Origin of the sequence: Pikeienuella sp., assembly GCF_046290545.1 — a bacterium.
Classification (GTDB): Bacteria; Pseudomonadota; Alphaproteobacteria; order Rhodobacterales; family Rhodobacteraceae; genus Pikeienuella.
Window position 1 is genome coordinate 1 of sequence record NZ_JBKAGV010000013.1, and the last position, 25,471, is coordinate 25,471.

At 68.6% G+C, this 25,471-nt stretch carries 21 protein-coding genes and 3 pseudogenes; 5 read left to right on the plus strand and 19 right to left on the minus strand.

Going from position 1 to position 25,471, the window contains the following annotated elements; translation table 11 throughout:
* Positions 1-95: 95 nt before the first annotated feature.
* The 13 genes and pseudogenes from ACE37J_RS10955 to ACE37J_RS11015 form a co-directional block, all read right to left on the minus strand.
* Positions 96-323 carry a transposase gene (locus ACE37J_RS10955; RefSeq protein WP_409711256.1) on the minus strand — a complete coding sequence of 76 codons (228 nt, stop codon included), beginning with the start codon at positions 321-323 and terminating at the stop codon, positions 96-98.
* A pseudogene (locus ACE37J_RS10960) lies at positions 323-1,487 on the minus strand (IS3 family transposase). The gene ACE37J_RS10955 and the pseudogene ACE37J_RS10960 overlap by 1 nt, the downstream one beginning before the upstream one ends.
* 67 nt (positions 1,488-1,554) lie before the next feature.
* Positions 1,555-2,243: pseudogene (locus ACE37J_RS10965) on the minus strand (IS66 family transposase zinc-finger binding domain-containing protein); the annotation flags it as partial.
* 61 nt (positions 2,244-2,304) lie between these two features.
* Positions 2,305-2,652, minus strand: a complete 348-nt coding sequence (gene tnpB, locus ACE37J_RS10970) for an IS66 family insertion sequence element accessory protein TnpB (protein ID WP_409711258.1) — start codon at positions 2,650-2,652, stop codon at positions 2,305-2,307.
* A 185-nt stretch (positions 2,653-2,837) separates the two neighbouring features.
* Positions 2,838-3,038, minus strand: a pseudogene (locus tag ACE37J_RS10975) (hypothetical protein); the annotation flags it as partial.
* Positions 3,039-3,159: 121 nt separating this feature from the next.
* Positions 3,160-4,065 (minus strand): DMT family transporter, encoded by a 906-nt coding sequence (locus tag ACE37J_RS10980; RefSeq protein WP_409711260.1) that lies wholly within the window; start codon positions 4,063-4,065, stop codon positions 3,160-3,162.
* Between the two features lie 37 nt (positions 4,066-4,102).
* Entirely contained in the window at positions 4,103-6,055 is a 1,953-nt protein-coding gene (locus ACE37J_RS10985; protein WP_409711262.1) for a hydantoinase B/oxoprolinase family protein, read from the minus strand.
* A gap of 3 nt (positions 6,056-6,058) precedes the next feature.
* The gene (locus ACE37J_RS10990) at positions 6,059-8,086 is read right to left on the minus strand and encodes a hydantoinase/oxoprolinase family protein (RefSeq protein WP_409711264.1); all 2,028 of its coding nucleotides are present in this window, start codon (positions 8,084-8,086) and stop codon (positions 6,059-6,061) included.
* Positions 8,087-8,152: 66 nt separating this feature from the next.
* A complete protein-coding gene (locus ACE37J_RS10995) occupies positions 8,153-9,334 on the minus strand; it encodes an NADH:flavin oxidoreductase/NADH oxidase (protein WP_409711266.1) in 1,182 nt (393 codons plus the stop codon).
* A 2-nt stretch (positions 9,335-9,336) separates the two neighbouring features.
* Positions 9,337-9,804 (minus strand): nuclear transport factor 2 family protein, encoded by a 468-nt coding sequence (locus ACE37J_RS11000; protein WP_409711268.1) that lies wholly within the window; start codon positions 9,802-9,804, stop codon positions 9,337-9,339.
* A gap of 3 nt (positions 9,805-9,807) precedes the next feature.
* Positions 9,808-11,886: a hydantoinase/oxoprolinase family protein gene (locus ACE37J_RS11005; protein ID WP_409711270.1), complete on the minus strand. Its 2,079-nt coding sequence runs from the start codon at positions 11,884-11,886 to the stop codon at positions 9,808-9,810.
* A gap of 12 nt (positions 11,887-11,898) precedes the next feature.
* Positions 11,899-13,668 carry a hydantoinase B/oxoprolinase family protein gene (locus tag ACE37J_RS11010; protein ID WP_409711272.1) on the minus strand — a complete coding sequence of 590 codons (1,770 nt, stop codon included), beginning with the start codon at positions 13,666-13,668 and terminating at the stop codon, positions 11,899-11,901.
* Between the two features lie 68 nt (positions 13,669-13,736).
* Positions 13,737-14,954: an ABC transporter substrate-binding protein gene (locus ACE37J_RS11015; RefSeq protein WP_409711274.1), complete on the minus strand. Its 1,218-nt coding sequence runs from the start codon at positions 14,952-14,954 to the stop codon at positions 13,737-13,739.
* A gap of 391 nt (positions 14,955-15,345) precedes the next feature.
* On the opposite strand from ACE37J_RS11015, the gene ACE37J_RS11020 reads away from it, so the two are divergent.
* From ACE37J_RS11020 to ACE37J_RS11040, 5 genes are read left to right on the plus strand one after another with little or no spacing between them, the layout of a single operon-like run.
* On the plus strand, positions 15,346-16,071 hold the full coding sequence (locus ACE37J_RS11020) for an ABC transporter ATP-binding protein (protein ID WP_409711276.1): 726 nt from the start codon (positions 15,346-15,348) through the stop codon (positions 16,069-16,071).
* Positions 16,072-16,073: 2 nt separating this feature from the next.
* Positions 16,074-16,811 (plus strand): ABC transporter ATP-binding protein, encoded by a 738-nt coding sequence (locus tag ACE37J_RS11025; RefSeq protein ID WP_409711278.1) that lies wholly within the window; start codon positions 16,074-16,076, stop codon positions 16,809-16,811.
* Positions 16,811-17,728, plus strand: a complete 918-nt coding sequence (locus tag ACE37J_RS11030; RefSeq protein WP_409711281.1) for a branched-chain amino acid ABC transporter permease — start codon at positions 16,811-16,813, stop codon at positions 17,726-17,728. Before ACE37J_RS11025 ends, ACE37J_RS11030 begins: the two co-directional genes overlap by 1 nt.
* A gap of 1 nt (position 17,729) precedes the next feature.
* Positions 17,730-18,791: a branched-chain amino acid ABC transporter permease gene (locus ACE37J_RS11035; RefSeq protein ID WP_409711283.1), complete on the plus strand. Its 1,062-nt coding sequence runs from the start codon at positions 17,730-17,732 to the stop codon at positions 18,789-18,791.
* On the plus strand, positions 18,788-19,714 hold the full coding sequence (locus ACE37J_RS11040; protein WP_409711285.1) for an aminotransferase class IV: 927 nt from the start codon (positions 18,788-18,790) through the stop codon (positions 19,712-19,714). Before ACE37J_RS11035 ends, ACE37J_RS11040 begins: the two co-directional genes overlap by 4 nt.
* Before the next feature lie 18 nt (positions 19,715-19,732).
* Here ACE37J_RS11040 and ACE37J_RS11045 read toward each other — a convergent pair whose 3' ends face one another.
* The 6 genes from ACE37J_RS11045 to ACE37J_RS11070 all read right to left on the minus strand — a co-directional run bounded on the left by ACE37J_RS11045 (position 19,733) and on the right by ACE37J_RS11070 (position 25,457).
* On the minus strand, positions 19,733-20,698 hold the full coding sequence (locus ACE37J_RS11045) for a biotin-dependent carboxyltransferase family protein (RefSeq protein ID WP_409711287.1): 966 nt from the start codon (positions 20,696-20,698) through the stop codon (positions 19,733-19,735).
* Positions 20,688-21,563 carry a 5-oxoprolinase subunit B family protein gene (locus ACE37J_RS11050; protein WP_409711289.1) on the minus strand — a complete coding sequence of 292 codons (876 nt, stop codon included), beginning with the start codon at positions 21,561-21,563 and terminating at the stop codon, positions 20,688-20,690. Before ACE37J_RS11050 ends, ACE37J_RS11045 begins: the two co-directional genes overlap by 11 nt.
* Complete coding sequence (locus tag ACE37J_RS11055; protein WP_409711291.1) at positions 21,560-22,951, minus strand: acetyl-CoA carboxylase biotin carboxylase subunit; 1,392 nt, start codon at positions 22,949-22,951, stop codon at positions 21,560-21,562. The genes ACE37J_RS11050 and ACE37J_RS11055 overlap by 4 nt, the downstream gene beginning before the upstream one ends.
* A 1-nt stretch (position 22,952) precedes the next feature.
* Complete coding sequence (locus ACE37J_RS11060; RefSeq protein ID WP_409711293.1) at positions 22,953-23,189, minus strand: acetyl-CoA carboxylase; 237 nt, start codon at positions 23,187-23,189, stop codon at positions 22,953-22,955.
* A gap of 15 nt (positions 23,190-23,204) precedes the next feature.
* Complete coding sequence (pxpA, locus tag ACE37J_RS11065; protein ID WP_409711295.1) at positions 23,205-23,987, minus strand: 5-oxoprolinase subunit PxpA; 783 nt, start codon at positions 23,985-23,987, stop codon at positions 23,205-23,207.
* 72 nt (positions 23,988-24,059) lie between these two features.
* On the minus strand, positions 24,060-25,457 hold the full coding sequence (locus tag ACE37J_RS11070; protein WP_409711297.1) for an aspartate aminotransferase family protein: 1,398 nt from the start codon (positions 25,455-25,457) through the stop codon (positions 24,060-24,062).
* Between the last annotated feature and the right edge of the window lie 14 nt (positions 25,458-25,471).

Genomic DNA, 25,471 nt, shown 5'->3' on the forward strand with positions numbered 1-25,471 from the left:
ATCCACGACGGATCGAGGAGCTTCTCCCATGGATGTGGAAGGCCAGTCGTGACGCCAAGGCGAAGGCCGCCTGACGACGGGCGCCGAGCGGCCGGTTACGCTCGTTCGGCCGCGTTGTTGTCGATCTCCAGGACGCCATGGTCGAGCCATGGCCGCAGGCGGGCCGTTCGGGACAAGGCGTAGCGGATCGCCGCAGCGAGCGGCGTCTTGGTGGAGAGAGTCGCGCTCTGTGCGGCGAGCCAGGCCTCGAAGTCGTCGAAGATCGGTCTGGCATTCGCCCGCCGGATCTCGACGCGCCGGTCCGGTTGGCCTTTCCCCGTCATTAGGGCCACGGGGCTCTGGAATTCTCCGTTGGGGATTGAGTGTCGAGCGCGGGCGCGGAGACCGCAAGAGTCTCGAGCGCCGGCGCGGCGATGGTGTTCAGGAACTCCTTCGGTGAGAGATATCCGAGCGCCGAATGGGGGCGTTCGGTGTTGTAGTGGGACCGCCAGCGATCGACTTCCTCGCGGGCGTGGCGAAGCGAGCGGAACCAGTGGGGGTTCAGGCATTCATCCCTGAACTTTCCGTTGAAGCTCTCGACGAAGGCGTTCTGAACCGGCTTGCCTGGCTCGATGAAGCGCAGGTGCACGCCGGTTCGCTCCGACCACTCGAACATCGCCCGGCTGGTTCCCTCCGGGCCGTTGTCGAGGACGATCTCCTCCGGCAGGCCGACGCCCAGCGCCAGTTCGTCGAGGAACCGGGCGATCCGCGCGCCGGAGATCTAGACATCGACGATCTGGCCGGGGCAGATGCGACTGTGGTCGTCGACGGTGTTCAGGACCCGGAAGCGCCGGTAGTCGGAGAGCTGATCGCTGACGAAGTCCAGGGACCATCGCTGCATCGGACGCTCCGGCGCCTCGGCCGGGACCCGGTCGCGCCGCGGCAGCTTGCGTCGCTTCTTCGTCCTGACCTGCAGACCCTGCTCGGCATAGAGCCGCCAGGTCCGCTTGCGGTTCACGACGAGATCCTCCCGCCGCAGCATGGCATGGAGCCGCAGATAGCCGTAGCGCCGGTTCTCCGACGCCAGCGCCTTCATCCGCTCGATCACCGCATCGTCGTTCCGTGGCGTCGGGTGGTATTGCCGGACCGACCGCGACAGCCCGACGATCCGGCAACTGCGCCGTTCGCTCAGGCCGAACGTCTCCATGAGATGGCCCACGGCGCGTCGCCGCTCCGCGGGCCTACCAACGCTTTTCCAGGAGGTCTTTCATCGCCGACATGTCGAGCACCTGATCGGCGACGATCCGCTTCAACTTAGCATTCTCGACCTCAAGCTCGCGGAGCCGCCGCGCCTCGCTCACTTCGAGGCCGCCATACTTCTTCCGCCACGCATAGAAAGTCGCCGTGCTGATGCCGTGACGCCGGCAGAGGTCGTCGGCCTTCGAGCCCGCCTTGCTCTCCTTCAGCACGCCGATGATCTGCTCTTCGCTGAACCGCTTCCGCTTCATGGGTCTTCCTCCTTCGCTCATTCAAAGGTGGAAAATTCCAGCTCGCAACGGCCCGGATTCCGGGGGGAAGGTCAAAACCTTCACGGGCGTAGCGCTCGCCCTGGCGGTTCAAGGGCTGGTGCTGGCCGTACTTCTCGAACACGATCATCGCCAGCAAGCTCGGCCCGGCCCAGCCGCGGGGCGTCGGGTGGAACGGCGCCGGCGGCTGGGTGATGCGCTCACAGTCGCGGCAGGTGAACTTCTCACGGACGGTCTGGATCACCTTCCACTGGCGGGGAACGACCTCCAGCGTCTCGGTGACTTCTTCCCCCATCTTCGCCAGCCGCGCCGAACCGCAGGCGGCGCAGACGCAGGGCGCGGGCAGCACGACCCGCTCGCGCGGAAGATGCTCGGGGAACGGTTTGCGCGCCGGCTTGCGGCGCTCGAAGGCGGTGACCTCGACCTTCGCCTTCGCCGCGGCCGCCTCTGCGAGGGCTTCGTCCTCCGAGGCCGTCGCCTCCATCTCCTCGAGCTGGAGTTCGAGCTGATCGAGGAGCCGCTGCTTGCGCTCGGAGCGCTGGCGTAGAGCTCGCGCCGGAGCTTCTCGATCTCGAGCCGCAGATGGGCGATCAGAGCCTCGCTGCCCGACAGCACCGCCTTGGCGTGAGCCGCCTCGGCCTCCACGAACCCAAGCCTGCCTTCGGCCGTCTCGGCCCGTGCTTCGGCGGCCGCCAGTGCGGCGCGCAAGGCATCGATCTGGTCGGCGGCGTCCATCATGCGATGAAGTTTACCGCATGGAGTCAGGGACTTGGAGAAGAATAGACTCTCCGCGCAAGGATTATCCCGCCGCCTGCGGCCGCCAGGTGTGGCGCGGATTTCGCCAGTCGATTCCGTCGAGCATATAGGCCATCTGAGCCGCCGATATCTGAACCGCGCCGTCCGTTGCCGTCGGCCAGATGAACTTCCCCGCCTCCAGCCGCTTCATGTAGAGCGACATGCCGACCCCGTCATGCCAGAGGATCTTGACGAGCGACGCCCCTTTCCCACGGAACACGTAGACGTCGACCGCATGCGGGTCGCGGCCGAGCCCCTGCTGCACCATCAGCGCCAGGCCGGGCATGCCGCGGCGCATGTCGGTCACGCCGCAGGCCAGCCAGACTCGCGCCCCCGGAGGCAGCGCGATCATGCCCGCTCCGCCGCGGCGATGATCCGCGCCAGCGCCGCGGCGTCCACTGTCTCGGACACGATGAGCCGCCGGCCATTAGTCAGAACAATCTCAAAACGGTCGGCCCGTTCGCCGAGTGCGGCTGCGTCCGGCGTGATGAGAACCGGTGCAAATCCCGCCACCCCGGTCGCCCGAACCATCTGGCGGCGCCATCGATAGAGAAGGCATCGGATCGATGCCCCCTCCCGCGAAAACGCCAGCACCGACACGCCAGGCGCGAACGCGCGCGAGACCAGCTGGGCCTTCTCCTCAGGAGCGAAGCGACGACGGCGACCGCCGTCGGAGATCACTTCCACACAATCGAAGACCATAGGGACAGCCACATGGATAGCCTCAGGGACAGCCATGTCGCTCACACATCAGGCCAATAAAAAAGACGGCCCACGCCGGATGGCTACGATGCACTGTGGAAGAAAGAAGGGCCGAAGTCCTTCATAGCGCTTCGAAATCCTAGTTCCATGCACCCCGTCAGGGCCCCGAGGCCCGCGGCCTGAGCGCTACGTGCATGCCGAGGAGCATCAGCGCCCCCGCGACCCAGAAGGCCGGCGCCGGGGCTTCCCCGAACGCCGCCATGCTCCAGAGGATCCCCGCCGCCACCGCGAGATAGTTGAAGATCGAGAACCGCGCCGCGCCGATCGCCGCGACGATCATGAAGAAGAGCGGATAGAAGAGGGCGTTTAACACCGACGCGAGGACGAAGGGCGGCAGATGCCCGGCCCCGGGCGCGCCCGGCGCAAGCGGCGCGCCTATGGCGAGCGCGATGATCACGGCGATCAGCGCGCCGCCGAGGAGCGTGCCGGTCGCCATGACAAGGGCGGAGGCGGCGGGCGGTCGGAGCCAGACCGCGCAGTTGTTCGCGAGGGCGAACATGGCCGGTGCGATCAGCGCAAGAAGAAACCATTTGACATTCCCCGCTCCGATAACCCCGCTTTCCGGCCAGACGATCAGCGCGATCCCGGCGGTCCCGAGAAGCATTCCGAAGAGTACGCGCCGGTCGAACGGTTCCGAGCCAGTGGATGCAGCGATGACAAGCGTGAGGATCGGCGAGAGACAGAGCACAAGCGTGAGGATGGAGGCGTCGAGATGCTGCGCCGCCTCCACGAGGATGCCGATCGGCGCGCCGATCACGAGGCCTCCCAGCGCCAGCCAGGCGATGACGTGGCGCCGCCCGATCCCGCGCCCTTCGCCCCGCGCCAAAGCGAGCAGAAGCAGCACGATACCCGCCGCCGCCGCCGGCCAGAGCGCAAAGGCCACCGCCGGCCAACCGGATTCCGCGGCGAACCGGTTTATCGGAAAGACCCCGCCATAAAGCACGGCGGCTCCGAGCAGGTTCGCGGCGTCCCGGCGCGTCACCGCCGGCGCGGCGGTTGTCACGAGGCGCTCTCCGGCGGGCCGCGCCGAAGGGCGCTTCTCATGCCCATCCCTCCACCGTGCGGAGCCGGAACATCTCCCGGAACTGCGCCGTGCTCTTCGGCAGGACCTCGCCGCTCTCCCAGTCGAGGATCACGGCGAAGCGGCGCACGGCGTCAAGCCGGTCGATTTTCCCGGCCCGATAGTCCGCCGCCACAACCTCCGGGTCAGCTTCGGCCCAGTCCTTGCGCGCGGCGCGGATCGCCTCCCGGGCCTTCTTCGTCTCCGCCGCGTCGATCTCGTAGGCGAGGATTTCCGGGTCGATCGCGCGTATGACGACGCCGTAATCCTTCGCCGCCCGCTCGACGGACACGTAGTCGTCGATAACATCCTCCAGCACCGCCGCCGGATCCCGCTCCAGCGGGTCGCCATAGCCGCCCCCGCCCGCGGTGGGGCGGGAGAAGACGTCCCCCGTCTTCATCGGCAGGTCGGAGAAGACCGAACCGAGCCAGTCCTCATGCGTCTTGCCGGCCCGGACCATGTGGAGCCCGTGCGGCATCGACGGCAGGCCGCCCTTGATGCCCCAGACGACCGCGCGCTCCCGGTCGCAGATATAGGAGAGCACGGCCTTGTCCGCGTCCAGCAGGATCGAGGTCTTCCGCACGCCCGCGCCGCCCCGCCATTTGCCGGGACCGGGCGAGTCCCGCATGATCTGGAATTCGGTCGTGCGGATCGGGTTCGCACGCTCCTGGCCTTCGACTGGCTGCGTCTGGAGCCCGGTGCCGAAACAGGCGGTGGTGCAGTTTGACCCGTCCTTCCCGTTCCGCCCGCCCCAGCCGCCCGGCAGCCAGTCATAGAACATGAACAGCGGCTTGCCCGCGAGCCGCGCGTCCTGCCCGCCGGCGAGGAGGTATTCGAGGTTGAAGGCGCAGGCGATGGCGCGCTCCGGCATGATGTCCGACCACATCTCGAAGATCGAGTTCATGATCTTTTCGAACGGCATCAGGAAGCCGGTGACGGCGACGGGCCATTTCGCGTCGACGATGCTGCCCTCCGGCGCGGTGATCTCGAAGGCGCGGTAGAAGCCGGAATTGAGCGGCAGGTCGGGGAAGAAGGTCTTCATCCCGGCCGCGACGGCGGAGAAGGTCGCGCCCTCCGCCGAGTTGTAGATCGAGGCGATCACGTCGTGGCTGCCGGCGAAATCGTAATAGGCCTTGTCGCCCTTGATCGTCATCCGGATCTTGATCGGGATGAGGCCTTCGGAGCCCGCAGGGTCCCGGTCGATGAAGTCCTGCGTGGCCCATTCGCCGTCCGGCAGGGCGGCGAGGCGGGTGCGCACGGCGCGCTCGACATAATCCTGCACTTCGGCGAAGCCGGCCTCCACCGTCTCCACGCCGTATTTCTCGACAAGGCGGAGGATGTCGCGCTGGCAAACGGCGGTCGCCTCGGCCTGCGCCTGCATGTCGCCGATGATCGAGGCCGGGTCGCGGCTGTTCTGGGCGATGAGCGTGGCCACGTCATCGATGAGAACGTTGTTCTCGAAGAGCCTCACCGGCGTGATGCGCAGCCCCTCGCGGAACATCTCCCGCGCCATCACGTCGAAGGAGCCCGGCACGGAGCCGCCGACGTCGGACCAGTGGCCGTTCGCCTGCGAAAAGGCGATCACCCGCCCTTCGTGAAAGATCGGCCGGACCAGCCGCACGTCGCTGAAATGGGTCCCGCCGGCATAGGGGTCGTTGATCGCATAAACGTCCCCCTCCTTCATCTTGCCGCGAAAGGCCTCGATCACCGCCTTGCATGTGTAGTGCAGCGTGCCGACATGGACCGCGATGTCCTGGTTGCCCTGCGCGATGCAGTTGCCCTCGGCGTCATGCAGGGCGTTCGAGAAGTCGCGGTTATAGATGACGAAGGAATAGCAGGTGCGAAGCACCTGTTCCCCCATCTGGTCCACCGCAGAGATGAACGAGTTCTTCAGAACCTCGAAAGTGACGGGATCGAGCGTTTGCTGCGCCATGGATCAGGCCTCCACACGGATGACGAGGTTGAGACGGGGATCGACCTCCGCCGAGGCGCCCGGCGGGACGAGGACCGTCGAATCCACCTGTTCGAGAACGGCGGGCCCCTCGAAGCGGAAGCCGGCCGGCAGGTCCCAGCGATCATAGACCGGGGTGTCGGTCGGCGCGTCGGGCTCGAACCAGACCTCTCGCCGGCTGATCGGCGCCGGCGTCTTTCCGGTCGGCGCATGGCTAGCCAGTTCGGCCTTCGGAACGACGCCGATGGCCGTCAGGTTGATCCGGAAAAGGCCGACCGGGGAGCCGTCCCGCCGGAAGTTGTATTCCCGCTGATGTTCCCGGTGGAACTGGGCGACGAGGGCGGAGATGTCCGCCACCGGGCTCGGCGCGCTGACGGCGAGGGAGCGCCACTGGCCCTGATACATCATGTCCACGGTCCGCTGTAGGACGATATTCTCCGCCGTGACGCCCTCGTGATGGAGTCGGGCCGCCGCCTCCGCCTCAAGCCGGGCGAAGGCGGATTCCAGCTCTTCCGCGGTGATGTCGGACGCGGCGCGGAGGAAGCTCTCCGAATAGTCGTGCTGAATGTCGACGAGGAGGCAGCCGAGCGCGGAGGTCACGCCCGGATTCGGCGGGACGATCACGTAAGGGATGGCGAGGTCGCGCGCGACATGGACGCCATGCAGCGCCCCGGCCCCGCCGAAGGCCACAAGCGCGAAATCCCGCGGGTCGAAGCCGCGCGCGACGGAGATGAGCCGCACCGCGTCCGACATGTTGGCGTTGGCGACGCGGAGGATGGAGTCGGCGGCTGCGTGCGCCTCGATCCCGAAGGACTTCGCCACCGTATCCTCGACCGCCTGCCGGGCGAGTCCGGCGTCCAGCATCACCTTGCCGCCGGCGAGGCTGGTTCCGAGCCGCCCGAGAAGCACGTTGGCGTCCGTATTGGTCGCCTGCGTCCCGCCTGCGCCATAGCAGGCGGGGCCGGGGCGGGCGCCGGCGGATTGCGGGCCGTTGCGGAGGGAGCCCGCCTCGTCCCGCCAGGCGAGCGAGCCGCCGCCTGCGCCGATGGTCAGCACCTCGATGGCGGGGAAACGGATCGGGTAGCCGTATTCGACATACCAGTCCTTCGTCGTGCGGGACTGGCCGTCATAGGCGAGCGAGACGTCCGTGGACGTGCCGCCCATGTCGAGACCGATGGAGTTGCGGAAGCCGCAGAGCATGGCGATGTGCCGGCTCGCGATGGCGCCGGCGGCGATGCCGGAGCCGGCGAGGCGCGCGGCGTAGTCCTTCACGCTTGCCGGCGTCATCACGCCGCCGCCGGTGTGGAGGAGGAGAAGGTCGCGCTTGTATCCCTCCTCCTTCAGCCGGTCGCCGAGGCGGTTGACATAGGAGACGACGATCGGGCTCAGCGCCGCATTCGCAACCGTGGTGGAGAAGCGCTCATGCTCGAAGATCTCGGGCAGCACCTCGGACGAGGTGGAGACGGGAACGCCCGGCAGCGCTTCCTGAAGGATCTCCTTCATCCGCTTCTCGTTCGCCCCGTTCACATAGGCGTTCATGAAGCACACGGCGACGGCGGCTACCCCGCGCTTCGCGAGGATGCGCGCGACCTCCCGCGCCCCCGCCTCATCCAGGGGCTCGACAACCGCTCCGTCCGCGCCGACGCGCTCCTTCACCGTCAGGCGGTGGCGGCGCGGAACATAGGGCTGCACCACGTCCTTGTAGGTGTCCCACAGCTCCTGCTTGTTGCCGCGCCGGATCTCGATCACGTCGCGGAAACCCTCGGTGCAGACCATCGCCGTCACCGGCAGGCGCCGGGTGATGAGCGCGTTCGTCGCCACCGTCGTCCCGTGCGAGAAGAGCGCGACCTTCGTCAGGTCGATCCCCGCCTGGGCGACGCCGGTGAGGATGCCGTCGATCGGGTCGGCGGTCGACGCGGTCTTCTCGATCCGGATCTGTCCGGTCGTCTCGTCGAGGATGCAGATGTCGGTGAAGGTCCCCCCCACATCGACGGCGACGCGTATCGTTTCCACTCGGCTCTCCTTCCAGTCCCGGCGCGCGGTTCCGCAGAGCCGGGCGCGAAAATTCTTCGTTCCGCCTCAGCCCCGGCCCATCCGCGCCTTCAGCGCCTCGGTGTCCGAATCCCCCGCGCGCGCGCCGAACATTCCCTGCGCCCGGAGCCGCAGCCAGTGCCCGTACTGTATCGGCATGTCGGACCAGGGATCGTCCTCGTTGAGCTCGATCGCGGCGTGGCGCGGCCAGTAGGGGTCCAGCAGGACCTCGCGCGCCAGCGCCACGAGGTCTGCGGCCCCGGCGCGAAGGATCGTCTCCGCCTGCGCGCCCGAGGTGATGAGGCCGACCGCCTGCGTCGGCATGTCCGCCTCGCGGCGGATGCGGGCGGCGTGCCCGACCTGATAGCCCGGCGTGGAGGGGGGCAGGACATTCTCGCCATAGCCGGCGATCCCGCCCGAGGAGCAGTCGATCACGTCCGCGCCGAGGGCCTTCGCCTGTTTCGCGAGCGCGACCGAGTCCGCCACGTCCCAACCGTCCCGCTTGCCGTCGGTGCAGGAGAGGCGGAGGAAGAGCGGCTTTTCCGCCGGCCAGACGGACCGCACCGCCTCCACCAGTTCGAGCGTGAAGCGCATGCGGTTCTCGAGCGGGCCGCCATAGCGGTCCGTCCGTCGGTTCGAGAGCGGGGACAGGAAGGAATGGGAGAGGTAGCCGTGCGCCGAATGGATCTCCACCGCGTCGAAGCCGAGCCGCTCCGCGCGCTCCGCCGCCGCGACCCAGGCGGCCTGCACCTCCGCGATCCCCGCGAGGCTCAGCGCCTCCGGCACGAGCCAGCCCTCGCCGAAGGGAACGTCGGAGGGGCCGACCGTCTCCCAGTTCATTTCGCCCTTCGCGAATTCGCGTTCGGAGAGCGGGCAGTCGCCCTCCCATGGACGGCTGATCGAGGCCTTGCGCCCGGCATGGGCAAGCTGGACGCCAATCGCCGCTCCGGCGGACTTCACCGCGTCGACGACAGCGCGCATCGGCTCCATGTGTTCGTCCGACCAGAGGCCGACGCAGCCATGCGTGATCCGCCCGCGCCGCTCCACCGCCGTCGCCTCGGTGAAGACGAGCCCGGCGCCGCCGAGCGCGAACTGCTTCAGATGCGCGAGGTGCCAGTCGTTCATCAGCCCCTCACGGGCGCTGTACTGGCACATCGGGGAGATGACGATGCGGTTCTTGAGCGTCAGCCCACGGACCGCGAAGGGGGTGAAAAGCGTGGACTTCGCCATGGTCAGGCCCGCACGCTCTCGCGCCCGGCCCAGCTTTCCAGCGCGGGCACGTTGAAATTCACCACGAAGTCGATCTTGCGGAACAGCCAGACGCCGTTCTTCCGGACATAGAGCTCATCGTAGTCGCCGAGGATCCAGCGGGCGACCTTCTCGTCGCCTTCCATCATCGTGCAGGGCATCAGGATGCGCCACTTGCCGGTCGCCTCGTCGCCGTTCACGTCGATCACGAAGTTCATCGCCAGATGGGCGGCGAAGGTGATCTGGGCGGAGATGCCGCCGAAGAACGCCTCAATCTCCGCCCGCCCGCGATGCGTGCCGAAAACGGCGCTCGTCCAGACCGCCTCGGTCTCGAAGAGCGGGCCGAGATGGGCGGGCGGATAGCCGAGGTCGCACCAGTTCATGTAGACGTGCTTGAGGCGCTTGATCGCCTCGGTGGATTCGAGCCTGTCGATCCGATCCTCGAGCGTCATGGGTCAGCCTCCCTTCGCCGGCTTGATGGACAGGCCGCCGGAAGCGGTCCGCCGGTAGGTCGCGCCGGGGCCGACCACGACCGTGGTGAACGAACTTTCGACGAGTGCGGGGCCTGCGAATTCGGCGCCGGCGGGCAGCGCCTCGAACCGGCGCGCCTCCGCCTCGACCCAGCCGACGCGCTCGAAATAGGCGCGTCGTCGGGAGACCGGGGCGGCGGCGGTCTCCTTCTCGACGCCGAGCGAGGGCAGCTTTCCCTCCCGGAGCCTGCAGCTTGCCCGCGCGGTCCAGCTTACGACCTCGATTTCGGATTCGGGGTCGGAGATCGCGAAGATCTCGTCATGCGCCGCATGGAAATCGGCCACCATCGCCCGGATGTCCGCCTCACCGCCGAAGACGCCGCCCCGGAGCGGGAGGTCGATCTCCCAGACCTGGTGCGGGTACCGCGCCTCAGCGCCGAAGGCGATGCGGCTTTCCACGGCATCGTCCCCGGCCTCCGCGATGAAGGCCTCGCAGCGCGCGCGCAATCCTGCGAGGATGGCGTTGACGGCTTCCGCGTCGAAGGCGCCGGACTGGGCGAAGAGCGCGGCGCGGCATTCGAAGACAAGCTCGGACATGAGCGCGCCCGCGGCGCTCAGCGCCGCGCCGACATCGGGGATCAGCAACGTCGGGCAGCCGAGCCGCGCCGCGATGCGCTCCGAATTCAGGCCCGCCGCGCCGCCGCCGCCGATCAGCACGGCCTCCCGCGGGTCGATCCCCTGGTTGACCGTGATGTCGAGGATCGCCTGGACCATGTTCTCGGTCGCGACCCGGATGACCGCGAGCGCGGCGTCTTCGACGGAGAGGCCGAGCGGGCCGCAGAGCCGCGCCTCGATCGCCCCGCGCGAAAGGTCCGCCCGCAGCTTCATCGCGCCGCCGAGGAAGAAGTCGGGGTCGAGCCAGCCGAGCGCCACGCAGGCGTCCGTCACCGTCGGCTCCTCGCCGCCGCGCCCGTAGGCCGCGGGGCCGGGCTCGGCCGCGGCGGATTGCGGGCCGACGCGCAGGAGCCCGCCGGCATCCACCCAGGCGATGGAGCCGCCGCCCGCGCCGATGGAGCGCACGTCCACCGAGGGAAAGCCGGTCATGTGTCCGCGATAGGCGCCGCCGATCCATGTTTCCCGCGTCAGCGGGATACTGCCGCGCCGGACGACGGAGAGATCGTAGGTCGTCCCCCCCGTGTCGGCGACGATGGCCGTCTCCGCCGCCGCGTCCGCCTCCGCGAAGTGGCGGCCGGCTACCGGGGCCATGGCGGGGCCCGAATTGATGAGGTGGATCGGCGCGCGCGCCGCTTCCGAAGCGTCGATCACGCCGGCGTTCGACGTGACGATGAGGACGCGCCCGGCATAGCCGGCGCCGCGGAGCCGCGCCGTGAGGTCGCCCATATAGGCGCTCATCAGCGGTTTCAGCGAGGCGTCGATTGCGGTGGAGGAGGCGCGCCGGTATTCGCGCAGCGAAGGGTTCACCGCGTGGGAGAGCGTGTAGGGCACGCCGGGCAGATGCGCCTCGATCAGTTCGCCGATGCGAAGCTCGTGCGCCGGATTGACGATTGACCAGAGCAGGCAGACCGCCACCGCCTCCACCTTCGCCGCCTTCATTTCGCCGAGCGCGCTGACGAGCGCCGCCTCGTCGAGCGCGCGGCGCACCGAACCGTCCGCCATGATCCGCTCGTCCGCCTCCCAGGTCAGGGAGCGGGAGACGTAGGGCTCGGGGAAGGGCACGGTGAAGTCGAACACGTCCTTCCGCCCGCCCTCGCGCAGCACGAGGATGTCCGGGTGGCCGCGCGTCGTCAGGAAGGCGGTCCGCGCCGTCGCGCCGGTGACGATGGCGTTGATCGCGCGGGTCGTGCCGTGGATGAAGAGGTCGCCCTGCGCCAGAAGGTCGGCCAGCGTCACCCCCTCCGCCTCCGCGGCCCTGGCGAGGCTGTCGATCACGCCGGCGATCGGGTCCTGCGGCGTGGTCGCCGCCTTGTGCATCGTGAGCCGGCCGTCGTCATGCTCGACGAGGAGGTCGGTGAAGGTGCCGCCGGTGTCGACCGCGAAGCGCATTTTCGATACCCCTCAGCCGGCCGCGCCGCGGAGGCGGGCGGTCTCCGCCGCGTCCACCGCGCCCGCCCCGTCGAGCGCGACGCGATAGACCGCGCGCGCGCGGTCCGCGCTCACCCAGCCCTCGCGCACGTCGCGCGCGACGCGTTCCGGCGCCCGCTCCTCCGGCCGGCCGTAGCCGCCGCCGCCGCAGCAATGGGAGATGATGGTCTCGCCCGTGGCGAGGGTGACGACGGCGCAGTTCGGCGTCGGCTCGACCGCCCCGTCCTTCCGCCTTATCGCCTGATAGGCCGCGCCGCCGAGGCCGCCGCCGCGCACGCCCTTCGCCGGGTTGTAGGTCCCGTCGGAAACGAAGGCGACCGCCATGTCGCCCCGCGTCGGGCCGAACTCCACGAGCATCCCTGCCCCGCCCTTGGTGCGCCCGGCGCCCTCGGAATCGGTGAGGAAGCGGCGGGTTTCCACCAGAAGCGGCTGGCGCAGCTCGTCGAGCTCGATGCTGTCCTGATAGCAGAGGCCGGCGTTGCCGACATGGCCGAGCGTGATCCACGCATCCGCATGGGGCCCGGCGGAGCCGCCGGTGAAGGCGAGGAAGAGCTGGTTCACATAGGGCTCCCCCTTCTCCGGGTCGAAGCCGGAGACGACGCCGATGGAGGCGGGGAGGATCGCGCCCGTCTCGGCCATGCCGATCCCGTCCTTCATCTCGGCGAGCGCGGCCTGGACGGAATTGGCGACCCGGTCGGCGATGTTCGTCGTCGCCACGGAGCAGCTCGTCGGGTGCCGGGGCACGCCGCAGACGCTGTTTTCCTTCAGCCTGATGTCGATGCGGCGGAAGGCTCCGGCGTTCTTCGGCACGGTCGGGTCGATGGAGTTGAAGACGCCGATCATGGCGGAGGTGCGGGCGCAGGCCTCCGACAGGTTCAGCCCGCAGGGCAAGGCGTCCATGTTGTCGGTGAGGTCGACAGCGATGCGCTCCGCCTTCGCGTCCACCTCCACCGTGACGTTGATCGGCACCCCGCCTTCGGGCGTGCCGGGCACGGCGTCATGCGTGCTCGTCCAGGAGCCGCGACCGCTCGGGAGCGCGGAGAGCGCGGCGCGCATCCGGGCCTCGGAATAGTCGAACCATGTCTCGGTGAAGTCATCGAGGCGCTCCCACCCGATCTCGGCGCCGAGCGCGAGGAGCTCGCGCTCCCCGATCCGCGCGGCGCCGAGCATGGCGAGGTAGTCCCCCCACCACTGCTCCGGCACGCGGATGCGGAGCATGCACATGCGGATGATGTCCTCGACGTCCCGATAGTCCTTCTGCACGCGCACGCCGGGGAAGATCAGCGCGCCCTCGTGATAGACGTCCCGCGCCGCGCCCATGTAGGTCGTCGGCTCCGAGTTGCCGCAATCGGCCTGGTGCGCCTTCGCGACGACGGTGAAGCGGTGCACGCCCGCATCGTCCACGACGGGGACGAGCAGCGTGTGGTCCGCCGGGTGCGAGCAGCCGTGATAGGGCGAGTTGTGGAGGAAGGCGTCGCCGCGGGCGAGGACGGGATGATGCTCCCGCACCGAGGCGGCCATCATGTCCGGCCCGCTCAGCACATGGATCGGCAGGCTTTCCGCCGTGGCGAGCAGCCGGTCGTCCGCCGTGATGATGCAGCAGGAAAAGTCGCGGGCGATGTTGAGGACGCCGGAACGTCCGGTCCGCAGCAGGGTGTTCGCCATCTTCCGCGCGACGCCTTCGACGCGGCTGATGAGAAGGGCGAGCTCGACCCCGTCGAGCGCCCCGGTCCGGGCGGTCATGCGCGCCTCCGTCGGCGATGCGGGATGGGAGCCGCGCGCGGCGCGCCGCGCGCGGCGTTCGGCCAGGTTCAGCGCGCGATGTACTCGTAACGCTTGCCGAAGAGCACATCCATCGGGACGGGCTCGGAGATCTGGAACTCAGCCGCGACCGCCGGCTTGCCGTCCGTCGTCTCGATCACGAGATAGGGGGCCGAGTTCTGGTGGTGCAGCTCCGGGGTGAAGGTGCGGGTGCCGATCAGGAACGGTTCATCCTTGAACTGGTTCATCTCGGCCAGCACCGCGTCCGTCTCGAAGGAGCCGGCCCGCTCGACCGCCCGCGCCCACATCTCGACCACGAGATAGCCGGGATAGGTGTACTGGCTGTTCGGATACTCGCCGAACCGCGCCTTGTACTTCTCGTTGAACTCCTGGACGGCAGGGCGCGGATCGTCGCCGTAGATCGACGCCTGCTCGGGCACGTAATGGCCAGTGAGGCCCGGCACGGAATCGAGCCAGTAGGTGCCGCTCATGGAGCTGCCGCCGCCGAGCGCCGAATTGATGCCCGCCGCCCGGATCTGCCGGAGCGCGCTGGCGCCGCCGGGGATGTAGGAGCAGTTGATGATGAAGTCCGGCTCGGTGGGCAGGCCCTTGATCCGGGTGATCTGCGCGGCGATCGAGGGATCGTCGTTCTTGTAGACGTCGTGGCCGAGGATCTCGAGCCCCAGCTTCTCCCGCCACATCCAGTCGAAACCGTAGCAGATGCCCTTATTGTACTCGATGGTGGTGTCGAGGAGGATGTAGGCGGTCTTCCAGCCCTTCTCCTTGGCGCCCCATTCCGCGAGCGTCGCGCCCTGCACCGCGGCGAGGACGGAGGAGGAGAAGGAGGCCGGGCCGACGCCCTGGATGCCGGCCAGCACGCTTTCCGCGCAGAGGAAGATCGAGATCTTGTTGGCGTTCTGCGCCGCGAGCGCGGCGGGCGCGCCGAAGTCATAGTCGCAGTCGACGGCGACCATCTGCGCGCCCTCGGCGAGGACCTGCTGGCCCGCCTTGGCGCTCTCGGCCCGGTCCGTCTTCGCGTCCGCGACGACGACCTTGATCTGCTTTCCGAGCAGCCCGCCCTTCTCGTTGATGTCGTCCACCGCGATCAGCATGGCGTTGTAGGAAGGCTGGCTATACGCCTGCATCCAGCCCGAGAAGGAAGCGGCGACGCCGATCACCACCTCGTCCTCGGCCGCCGCCGCGATCGGCGCCGCCGTCACGCCCAGCGCCGCGACTGCGGCGATCACATTCCTCTGGAAGATAGACATTCCCTGTTGACCTCTCTGTAAGAAAGCACCTGCGCCGAATCGGCTCTCCGACCGTTTCCCGACGCGTGACAGGACGAATACTGCGAGGTTGTGGACAGAACGCAAGCGAATCGTTCCCGGCTCTCCCCGCCCGCGGCCGTCGCCGGCGCCCGCGCGCACGCCCGAATTGATCCGGACAAGCTGGACGCTTCGTGTTATGCAACATAATCGCGACAAGTTGCCGCAATTCGCGTGCTTTCTTCGCGGTCGCAAAAAATCCGTTGACGGCGCGCCGGAAGCTGGCGTGGACTGTAGACATGAGGACAGCCGGGGGAGTTCAGGGCGTGAACGACGAAACGGTGTGCAATCGGCCTCGGCCGGCGAACCGGAGGGGCGGAGGCCTCCACGGTCGATGAGGCGGCAGGACACACTCGAGATTTCCGGTGTCACGGTTCGCTTCCAGGGCCTGACGGCGATCGACAGCGTTACGGACGCGCTCGTCTCGGGAGAGATCCTGGGGCTGATCGGGCCGAACGGCGCGGGCAAGACGACGCTCGTCAACGTCATATCGGGCTTCCAGAAGCCCACCGAGGGCTCCGTTCTGCTCAACGGCCGCTCGACCGGCGCGGAGACGCCGCACTCGCTCCGGCGGCGCGGCGTCGCCCGGACCTTCCAGGCCGGGCGCCTGTTCCGGGAGATGAGCGTGCTCGAGAACGTCGCCGTCGCCGGCGTCGGCATGGGGCGGACCCGCGCCGCCGCGCATGCCGAGGCGATGGAGTTGTTGGACTGGATCGGCCTCGCGCCGAAAGCCAACCTGATCGCCGGCGCGCTTCCCTATACGGACGAGCGGCGCGTCGGCATCGCGCGGGCGCTCATGCAATCCCCGCATTTCGTCCTGCTCGACGAACCGGCGGCCGGCATGTCGGACCTTGAATGCGACGAGCTGATGCGCCTCGTCCGCGACATAAGGGACCGGTTCGGGTGCGGCGTGCTGCTGATCGAGCACAACATGCGCGTCGTCATGGAGGTCTGCGAGCGGATCCACGTGCTCGACAGCGGCAGGACCATCGCGCAGGGCAAGCCCGAGGCGGTGCGGAACGATCCGGCCGTGATCGAAGCCTATCTCGGGGGAGGATGAAGATGCTCGAAGTCCGGGATCTGCATGTTCAGTACGGGCGCCTCGTCGCGCTCAGGGGCGTCTCGTTCTCCGTCGCCGAGGGCGAGATCGCCTGCATCGTCGGCCCGAACGGGGCTGGCAAATCCACCACGCTCCTCACCGTCTCCGGCGTGCTGAAGCCGACCATGGGCGAGGTGATCTATGACGGAAAGCCCATCGCCGGCCGTTCGCCGGAGGCGATCGCCGGGCTCGGCGTCACGCAGGTGCCCGAGGGGCGGCATATCTTCACCGGCCTCACGATCGAGGAGAATCTCCGCGTCGGCGCCGCCCTCCGGCGGGACCGGGACGAGACGCGCAAGGACATGGAGCGGATCTACGAGACCTTCCCGATCCTCGGGCAACGCAAGGGGCAGGCTGCGGGCAAGCTTTCCGGCGGGGAGCAGCAGATGCTCGCCATCGGCCGCGCGCTGATGAGCCGGCCGAAGCTGATGACGATCGACGAGCCTTCGCTCGGCCTCGCGCCCAAGATCGTGGACCGCGTTTATGAAGTGCTGACCGAATTGCGCGCGAGCCGTGGCCTCACGCTCCTCATCGTGGAGCAGAGTTCGGAACGCGCGCTGAAGGCGGCGGACCGGCTCCATGTCCTGCGCAGCGGGGAGATCCAGCTTTCCGGCCAGGCGGCCGATCTCAGGGACGGGGCCGAGGTCCACAAGGCCTATTTCGGCTTCACCAAGGCGCATGAAGGCGAGGTGATGATCTGATGGCGTTCGCATTCCAGGTGATAATCGACGGCCTCAGCCTCGGGAGCTTCTACGCGCTGGCGGCGCTCGGGATCGGGCTCCTTTTCGGGGTGCTGAAGCTCATCAACTTCGCCCACGGGTCGTTCATCACGTTCGGCGCCTACGCGCTGATCCTCCCCTCGGCGGCGACTGAGGCGACGCTCGGTATCGGCGCGCTGCCGGTGGTCCCGCTCGTGATCCTGATCGTCGCCGTGGTGGTGGCGCTTGCGCTTCTCTCGGAATTCGCAGTGTTCCGCCCCCTGAGGGATTCCTCGCCGGCGACGCTGATGGTCGGCTCCTTCGCGCTCGGCTTCGTCATCCAGAACCTCATCATCATGATCTACGGGGGCCGTCCGAAGGCGGTCGGCCTCTGGTCGGATCTCTCGGCGGGCGTGACGCTGATGGAGGGCGTGAGCGTGCCGAAGCTCCAGCTCATCATCATCGGCGTGACCATATCCCTGATGCTGGCGCTGGTCTTCTTCCTGAAGAAGACGCGCTGGGGCATCCACATGCGGGCGGCGGCGGAGGATTTCCGCATGGCCCGGATGCTCGGCGTGAAGGCGGACCTCGTCATCATGCTCGCCGTCGCGATCAGCGGGATGCTCGCGGCGGCGGTCTCGCTCCTCTATGTGGTGCAGACCGGCATCCTCGATTTCCGCATGGGCGTGCCCATGATGCTCTTCGCCTTCATCGCCACCGTGGTCGGCGGGATGGGCAGCCTCGTCGGCGCGGTCGCCGGCGGCTTCGCCGTCGGGATGCTCAGCATCCTGCTGCAGACCTTCCTTCCCTCGGACATCAGGGCCTATCGCGACGTGTTCGTCTTCCTCGTCGTGATCGTCGTCCTTCTGATGCGGCCGCAGGGCCTCTTCCTCTCGTCCGCCGTCAAGGAGCGCGTCTGACATGGAGCCGAACAGCCCCTTCCAGCGCACGCTTCGCGAGTTCTGGCCGCTCATCATCCTCTCGGCGCTGGTGACCGCCGTCGTGGTGATCATCCAGGCCTTCGGCGACCCGATCATCAGCCGTTCGCTCACCGAGGCGCTGATTCGTCTGGTCGTCGTCGTGGCGCTCTTCATCTTCATCGGCAATTCTGGGCTCATGTCCTTCGGGCACATCGCCTTCATGATGATCGGCGCCTATGCGACGGCCTGGCAAACCATGCCCGTGATGACGAAGGGCATCTTCGCGCCCGGCCTGCCGCAATACCTGCTGGAGAATTCGCACCACTGGATCCCGGCGACGCTGATCGGCGGCGTCGCGGCCTCCGTCGTCGCCCTTGTGGCCGGGCTGGCGCTGATGCGCCTCTCGGGCATCGCCGCCTCCATCGGCACATTCGCCTTCCTGATGGTGTTCTACTCCTTCTATCTCCAGTGGAGCACCTGGACGGCGGGGCAAAGCTCTCTAGTCGGCCTGCCGATGACGACGACGCCCTGGGTCGGCCTCGTCTTCTCCCTCGTCGCCATCGTTGTCGCGTTCTTCTACGCCCGCTCCCGCTTCGGCCTCGCGCTTCGGGCGAGCCGGGAGGATGCGGTGGCCGCGCAAGCCTCCGGCGTGAACGTGCAGGTCCAGCGGCTGATCGCCTTCGTCGTCAGCGCCTTCCTCTGCGGGCTGGCCGGCGGCCTCTACGGCCACTTCCTCGGCCTCCTGACGGTGGACACGTTCTACCTGCCGCTCACCTTCATCACCATCGCCATGCTCGTCGTGGGCGGGATGAACAGCCTCTCCGGCGCGGTGGTCGGCACGCTCTTCATCTCCTTCGCCATCGAGATCCTTCGGGTGCTGGAGCGGGGGGTGAATGTCGGCGTCTCGGTCAAGCTGCCGGCGAACTCGGCGGAGGTGGGGCTCGGGATCATCCTCCTTCTCGTCCTGATCTTCCGGCGGACGGGAATCACGAGGAACCAGGAAATCTATTGGCCGTGGAAGCCGGTCGTCGCCGTCTCGTCGGTCACGCGGAGACAATCGTGAACGGGAAAGCGCCGATGGACGCACGCTACGCCGCCGGCGCGGCGTATCTCGACGGCGCCTTCATGCCGATCGGGGAGGCGAAGATTCCGATTACGGACTGGGGCTATCGCCGCTCCGACGTGACCTATGACGTCGTGAGCGTGTGGGAAGGGCTCTTCTTCCGGCTCGACGAGCATGTGACGCGGTTCCGCGCCTCGATGGAGAAGCTGCGCCTCAGCCCGCGGGAGTCGGATGAGGAGATCAAGGCGATCCTCCATCGCTGCGTCGCGCTCGCCGGGCTCCGCTCCGCCTATGTGGCGATGGACTGCCTCCGCGGGCGGCCCGAGCGGGGCAAGCCCTATCACCCCGCCTTCGCCCGCAACTACGTCGCCGCCTTCGCGATCCCCTGGGTCTCCATCGTCGACGAGGAGATGATGCAGAAGGGCGCGCACATGATCGTGGCTGACACGGTGCGCATTCCGCCTGAATCCGTGGACCCGACGGCGAAGAACTTCCACTGGGGCGACCTGACCCGCGCGCAGTTCGAGGCGAGGGACCGGGGGGCGGATTTCGCGATCCTGACGGACGGCGCCGGGCTGGTGACGGAGGGCGCGGGCTTCAACGTCTTCGCCGTGACGGGCAAGCGCGTCGTCTCCCCGCACCGGGGCGCGCTGGAGGGCGTCACACGGCTCTCCGTGCTGGAGCTTTGCCCGGAGCTCGGGCTCGAGCCCGTGATCGAGCCGATGAGCGTGGAGGCGCTGCGCGGGGCGGACGAGATCTTCATGACGACGACGGCCGGCGGCGTCATGCCCGTCTCCCGCATCGACGGGCGGATGCTCTGCAATGACCGGCCGGGGCTGGTGACGATGAAGCTCCACGATCTCTTCTGGGCGAAGCGGCGGGCCGGATGGCTCGGCACGCCGGTGGACTACGCCGCCGCCTGAGGCCGCCGGCGCCCGCCCTCAGGCGAGCGCTGCGCGGATCGCCGCGACGCCCTTCGCGCGCTCGGCCCTCGCGGCCAGCGCCGCCTCCATGCCGACCTCCTCGAAATGCACCGGCATGTGCGGCTGCATCTGGGCGATGAGGTCCATGTCGGCCGAGATCACGGCGCCGATCATGAAATAGCCGCCGCCCGAGACGGCGTCCCGGTGGAGCACGATGGGCTCCGTGCCGCCCGGCACCTGGATCGAGCCGTAGGGATAGCAGCCGTCCACGATGTTCGACGGGTCGGAGCCGGCGCCGAAGGGCGGCGTCCGCGGCACGAAGTCGAGCGGGCGGCCGCCGCGGAAGCGGTAGCCCATCCGGTCCGCCTCCGGCGCGACCTTCCACTGATCGACGAAGAAGGCCTTCTGCGATTCCGGCGTGATGCGGTGCCAGTAGAGCCCGGTCACGACGCGCAGCCTGTCCTTCGGGCCGGCGCGGCGGAGGTTTTCGGGCAGCGAGCGGCCCGGCTTGCCGGCGCCCTCCCCGAGCGGCAGAACGTCCCCCGCGGCGATCGCCCGCCCGCCGACGCCCCCGAGCGCGCCGATGGCGTAGGTGGAGCGGGAGCCGAGCGCCGGCTCCGTCGCGATCCCGCCGGAGACGCAGATATAGACCCGCGCGCCGCCGCGGAGATAGCCGAAGCTCAGCACCTGCCCCGCCTTCACCGGGAAGGAGGCCCAGCCCGGCCGTTCCTCCCCGTCGAGCATGACCGGCATGTCGCCCCCAGTCACCGCCACGGTGGCGTCGCGGCGGAAGGCGAGTTCGGGGCCGACGAACACGGCTTCGAGCGCCGCCGCCCCCTCCTCGTTGCCGACGAGGAGGTTGCCGGCGATCAGCGCCTCGCGGTCCATCGCGCCGCCCTCGGGGATGCCGAGGTGGAAATAGCCGGGCCGTCCGAGATCCTGAACGGTGGTGAGCAGGCCGGGTTTCAGTACCTCAAGCGCCACGGAGGGCCTCCATCAGCTTGGCGTTGGTCGCGTCCGGGTTCGCATTGAAGGCGGCGAGGTCGAAATCGACCTCGGCGATCTTCGGCGTCCAGTCCCCGGCTTCGATCGCCGCGGCGATCCGGTCATGCTCCTCGCGCCCGATTGGCGCCCATTTCACGATGTCGCCGGGGCGGAAGAACACCATGAAATCGCGCATGTAGCTGATCGTCTGCGTCGGGTCGTAGATCGGCATGGGCGTGATGCCGAACATCTGGTAGCCGCCCGCGCCCCGCACCGAATAGAGCGCGCCGAAGCAGCCGCCATGACCGATGGTGAGCTTCGGGGTGTCGGTGCGCGGCCTGAGATATTTCGGCGCCTCGAGCTGCCTCTCCCGCTCCACGAGCTGATAGAGAAAGGGAAGGCCGGCGACGAAGCCGACCATCGAGACGAACCACGGATTCGAATGATAGGCCTCGATGAAACCCGCAACATCGTCGAAGCCGTTGATCCGCGCGGCGTATTCGAGATCGGTCCCGTTCGGGTCCTGATGCCGTTCGCGGAAGCGCATCAGCGTCTCGTGCGTCCACGGGTCCTGGAAGTAGACGGGCACCTCGATGATCCGCGTCTTCATCCGCTTCGGCGCGTCTTCCGCCGCGTGCTCGAGCCGCTTCAGTTCCTCCATCATCGCCGCGGGCGCGATCACGTCCGGGTCGAACTTCACCTGGAAGGAGGCGTTGGCGGGGCAGACCTCCGTCACGCCCGGCAGTTTGGCCGCGCGGACGGCGTTCGCCATCGAGATGGCCTTGAAGAAGGCGTCGAGGCTCATCTCCTCGTCCATCTCGACGAAGATGTGCTCGTCGCCGCCGTAGGAGTATCTCGTCTTCATCGCGTATCGCCTCCTCCTGCCCCTGAAGGGCCGAGCGGGTTGGCCTCGAGCCAGGGCTCGAGGAACTGGGTGTGGATGCGGCCCGCCGCGACATCGGGATCGCGCGCGAGCGCGGCGTGGAGCGGGAGCGTGGTGGGCAATCCCTCGATCAGGAGCGAGTCCACCGCCTCGCGCAGCGCGGCGATGGCGCCCGCCCGGTCCGGCCCGTGGACGATCAGCTTGCCGACGAGGCTGTCGTAGAAAGGCGGTATGGCGTAGCCCTCATAGAGCATCGTGTCGAACCGGACGCCCGGCGGCGCCTGAAGCCGTGAACAGAGTCCGGGAAAGGGCAGGAAGCCCTTTGACGGGTCCTCGGCGTTCACCCGCACCTCGATCGCATGGCCGTCCAGCCGCACATCCTCCTGCCGGAGCGAGAGCGGGGCGCCGAAGGCGATGCGGATCATCTCCGCCACGAGATCCACGCCCGTCACCATTTCGGTCACGGGGTGCTCGACCTGGATGCGGGTGTTCATCTCGAGGAAGAAGAACTCCTCCGTCGCAGGGTCGTAGAGGTATTCGAGCGTCCCCGCCCCGCGATAGGAGACCGCCTCGGCCAGGCGGACGGAGGCGGCGCACATCCGGTCCCGCACTTCAGGGCGGAGCCCGAAGGCCGGCGCCTCCTCCCACACCTTCTGGCGCCGGCGCTGGAGCGAGCATTCGCGCTCGAAGAGGTGGATCGCGCGCGCGCCGTCCCCCATCACCTGCACCTCGACATGGCGCGCGTTCCGCACCAGCCGTTCGAGATAGAGGCCGCCGTCGCCGAAGGCGGCGAGCGCCTCGGCCCGGGCCTGCGGCGCGAGGCGGGCGAGATCCTCCGCCGTCTCGGCGACGCGGATGCCGCGGCCGCCGCCGCCCGCCGCCGCCTTGAGCATGACCGGGAAGCCGATCCGCCCCGCCTCGGCGGCGAGCGCCTCCGGCTCCTCGATCCGGCCGGCGGAGCCCGGAACGGTCGGCACGCCGGCCGAGGCCGCCGCCTCCCGCGCCGCCACCTTGTCGCCCATCCGCGCGATGGTCGCGCCCGTCGGCCCGACGAAACGCATCCCCGCCGCCTCCACCGCGTCGGCGAAGCCGGCGTTCTCCGCGAGGAAGCCGTAGCCCGGATGAACCGCATCCGCCCCCGCACCCTTGGCGGCGGCGACGACGCGGTCGATGTCGAGATAGGATTTCTTGGCCGCCGGCGGCCCGACATTTACGGGAATGTCTGCGAGCCGCACCGCGAGCATGTCCGCATCCGCATCCGAATGCGCCTGGGCGACCTTCATGCCGAGCGCGCGCGCGGCGCGGTTGATCCGCACCGCGATCTCGCCCCGGTTGGCGATGAAGAGCGTCCTGCCCGAGGGGTCCGCCATCTCAGTCGACGGTGGCGATCACGGCCCCGGCCATCACCGGGTCCTCGTTCTCCAGCGCGAAGCGGATGTTGGCGCCGCCTGTCTCCGCCTTCACCTCGTGGAAGGTCTTCATCACCTCGACGAGGCCGATCACGTCCCCGGCCGAGACGCTCGCGCCGTCCGCCACGAAGGGCGGCGCGTCCGGCGCGGGGCGGCGGTAGAAGGTGCCGGGAAGCGGCGAGCGGAGGTCCTTGGTCATCTGGTCTCCCTGGGATCAGGCGGCGAGGTCAAGCGCGCCGGGCGCGCGGATGGCGATTCCGGCGTCCAGCAGGCGCGCGCGGACGGCCGTGCCGATGGCGAGCGAGCCCGGCGTGTCGGAATGGAAGCAGATCGACTCGAAGGCGATGGATATGTCGTCGCCCTCCACCGTCCTCACCTTACCCTCGCGGCACGCGCGCACGCATTTCTGCGCCATCTCTTCGGGGTCGAGCGCCCGCATCTTCCGGGTGAAGACGATCGCGCCGGTCCTGTCATAGTCCCGGTCCGCGAAGAGTTCGCGGATCACCGGCTGGCCGAGCTCGCGGGCGACCCGGTCGGTGATCGAGATGTCCATGCAGTAGAGGAAGGCGTCAGGCGCCGTCTTGCGCAGCGCTTCGACGAGGAGGCGGGAGAGCGTCTCGTCCTTCGCCGCCGTCATGTAGAGCGCGCCGTGCGGTTTCACATGCTGGAGCGGCGCGCCGTGGCGGGTCGCGAATTCGCGGATCGCCCCGACCTGGTAGAGCACGTCGTTCACCAGCTCCTCCGGCGGCGCGCCGATCACGCGGCGGCCGAAGCCCTGGAGGTCATGGTAGCCGGGATGCGCCCCGACGCCGACGCCATGTTCCGCGGCGAGCTTCACCGTCGCGTCCATCGTGTTCGGGTCCCCCGCATGGAAGCCCGCGGCGATGTTGGCGGAGCTGATGAGTTTCATCAGCGCCTCGTCCGGCGCGTCGCCATAGCTCCAGTGGCCGTAGCCCTCGCCCATGTCGCAATTCAGGTCCACCGCGTTGCGAAACATCGAATCCTCCCATCCTCAGGCGATCAAAAGGCGCCGCGCGCCGTTTGCAAAGCCGTTTCGTCTCATGCCGGGTCAGGCGGCCGCCGACGCCCGTATCGCGCGCTCCGCTTCCTGGATCGCGCCTCGGAATCCGGCCACGATATCGTCGATGTCCCGCTCCGTCGCGATCAGCGGCGGGCAGAGGGCCAGGCTGTCGCCCATGGCGCGGGAGATGACGCCGCGCTCCTGCAGGAACCCGTTGGCGAGCGGGCCAAGCACGCCGGGCTTGCCGAGCGGCGCCTTCGTCTCCCGGTCGGTCACGAGCTCCACCGCGCCGATCAGCCCGACGCCCCGAACCTCGCCGACGAGCGGCAGGTCGGAAAGCTCGCGGATGCGCGCCTGCATGTAGGCGCCGACCGTCCTCGCATTCTCGACGAGCCCGCGTTCCTCGATGATGTTCAGGTTCTCGAGCGCCACCGCGGAGGCGACAGGGTGTCCGCCCCCCGTGAAGCCGTGGCCAAGCACGCCGATGCGCGAACTCTCGTCCGCAATCGGCCCGTATACGCGCTCGTTGATGAGGACGGCCGAGATCGGGAGATAGGCCGAGGACAGCTGCTTCGAGAGCGTCATGATGTCGGGCTCGATCCCGAAGGTCTCGCTGCCGAACATCCGCCCGGTCCGCCCGAAGCCGCAGATCACTTCGTCCGCGACGAGGAGGATGTCGTATTTCCGCAGCACGGCCTGGATCTTGGCCCAGTAGCCCGCGGGCGGCACGACGACGCCGCCGGCGCCCTGCACCGGCTCGCCGATGAAGGCGGCGATGGTGTCAGGCCCCTCGGCGAGGATCAGCGCTTCCAGCTCTTCGGCGAGGCGGGTCGAGAACGCCTCCTCGGTCTCGCCCGGCAGCGCGTCCCGGTAGTGATGCGGGCATGTCACATGGAGGAAGCCCGGGAGCGGCAGGTCGAAGGAGCCGTGGTTGATCGGCTGGCCCGTCAGGCTGCCGGAAGCGATGGTGATGCCGTGATAGCCGCGCTTGCGCCCGATGAACTTCTTGCGCTGCGGCTGGCCCATCGCGTTGGCGCGATACCACAGCAGCTTCACGACCGTGTCGTTCCCTTCCGAGCCCGAATTGGTGAAGAACACCTTGGACATCGGAACCGGAGCCATGCCCACCAGCTTCTCCGCAAGGTCGATCACCGGCCCGTGCGATTTCTGGGTGAAGACGTGGTAATAGGGCAGCTCCGCCATCTGCTTGCGCGCCGCCTCCACCAGCCGCGGCTCGGAAAAGCCCACGCCGACGCACCAGAGGCCCGACATCGCCTCGATATAGCGGCGGCCCGCATTGTCATAGACGTGGACGCCCTCGCCCCGCGCAATCACCAGAGGCCCTTCGGCCTCGTTCTTGCGCGCGTTGCTGTAGGGATGGAGATGGTGCGCGGCGTCGCGCGCCTCGGGCGAGTTCGGCAGGGTCGCCATCGTCTCGGTTGTCATCGGTCAGGCTCCCG

Excerpts from the sequence above, each read along its gene's own strand:
- ACE37J_RS10955 (WP_409711256.1), bottom strand. The coding sequence starts at position 323 with ATGACGGGGAAAGGCCAACCGGACCGGCGCGTCGAGATCCGGCGGGCG.
- tnpB (WP_409711258.1), bottom strand. The coding sequence starts at position 2,652 with ATGATCGCGCTGCCTCCGGGGGCGCGAGTCTGGCTGGCCTGCGGCGTG.
- ACE37J_RS10985 (WP_409711262.1), bottom strand. The coding sequence starts at position 6,055 with ATGGCGCAGCAAACGCTCGATCCCGTCACTTTCGAGGTTCTGAAGAAC.
- ACE37J_RS10995 (WP_409711266.1), bottom strand. The coding sequence starts at position 9,334 with ATGGCGAAGTCCACGCTTTTCACCCCCTTCGCGGTCCGTGGGCTGACG.
- ACE37J_RS11000 (WP_409711268.1), bottom strand. The coding sequence starts at position 9,804 with ATGACGCTCGAGGATCGGATCGACAGGCTCGAATCCACCGAGGCGATC.
- ACE37J_RS11005 (WP_409711270.1), bottom strand. The coding sequence starts at position 11,886 with ATGCGCTTCGCGGTCGACACCGGCGGCACCTTCACCGACCTCCTCGTC.
- ACE37J_RS11010 (WP_409711272.1), bottom strand. The coding sequence starts at position 13,668 with ATGACCGCCCGGACCGGGGCGCTCGACGGGGTCGAGCTCGCCCTTCTC.
- ACE37J_RS11015 (WP_409711274.1), bottom strand. The coding sequence starts at position 14,954 with ATGTCTATCTTCCAGAGGAATGTGATCGCCGCAGTCGCGGCGCTGGGC.
- ACE37J_RS11020 (WP_409711276.1), top strand. The coding sequence starts at position 15,346 with ATGAGGCGGCAGGACACACTCGAGATTTCCGGTGTCACGGTTCGCTTC.
- ACE37J_RS11025 (WP_409711278.1), top strand. The coding sequence starts at position 16,074 with ATGCTCGAAGTCCGGGATCTGCATGTTCAGTACGGGCGCCTCGTCGCG.
- ACE37J_RS11030 (WP_409711281.1), top strand. The coding sequence starts at position 16,811 with ATGGCGTTCGCATTCCAGGTGATAATCGACGGCCTCAGCCTCGGGAGC.
- ACE37J_RS11035 (WP_409711283.1), top strand. The coding sequence starts at position 17,730 with ATGGAGCCGAACAGCCCCTTCCAGCGCACGCTTCGCGAGTTCTGGCCG.
- ACE37J_RS11050 (WP_409711289.1), bottom strand. The coding sequence starts at position 21,563 with ATGAAGACGAGATACTCCTACGGCGGCGACGAGCACATCTTCGTCGAG.
- ACE37J_RS11055 (WP_409711291.1), bottom strand. The coding sequence starts at position 22,951 with ATGGCGGACCCCTCGGGCAGGACGCTCTTCATCGCCAACCGGGGCGAG.
- ACE37J_RS11060 (WP_409711293.1), bottom strand. The coding sequence starts at position 23,189 with ATGACCAAGGACCTCCGCTCGCCGCTTCCCGGCACCTTCTACCGCCGC.
- pxpA (WP_409711295.1), bottom strand. The coding sequence starts at position 23,987 with ATGTTTCGCAACGCGGTGGACCTGAATTGCGACATGGGCGAGGGCTAC.
- ACE37J_RS11070 (WP_409711297.1), bottom strand. The coding sequence starts at position 25,457 with ATGACAACCGAGACGATGGCGACCCTGCCGAACTCGCCCGAGGCGCGC.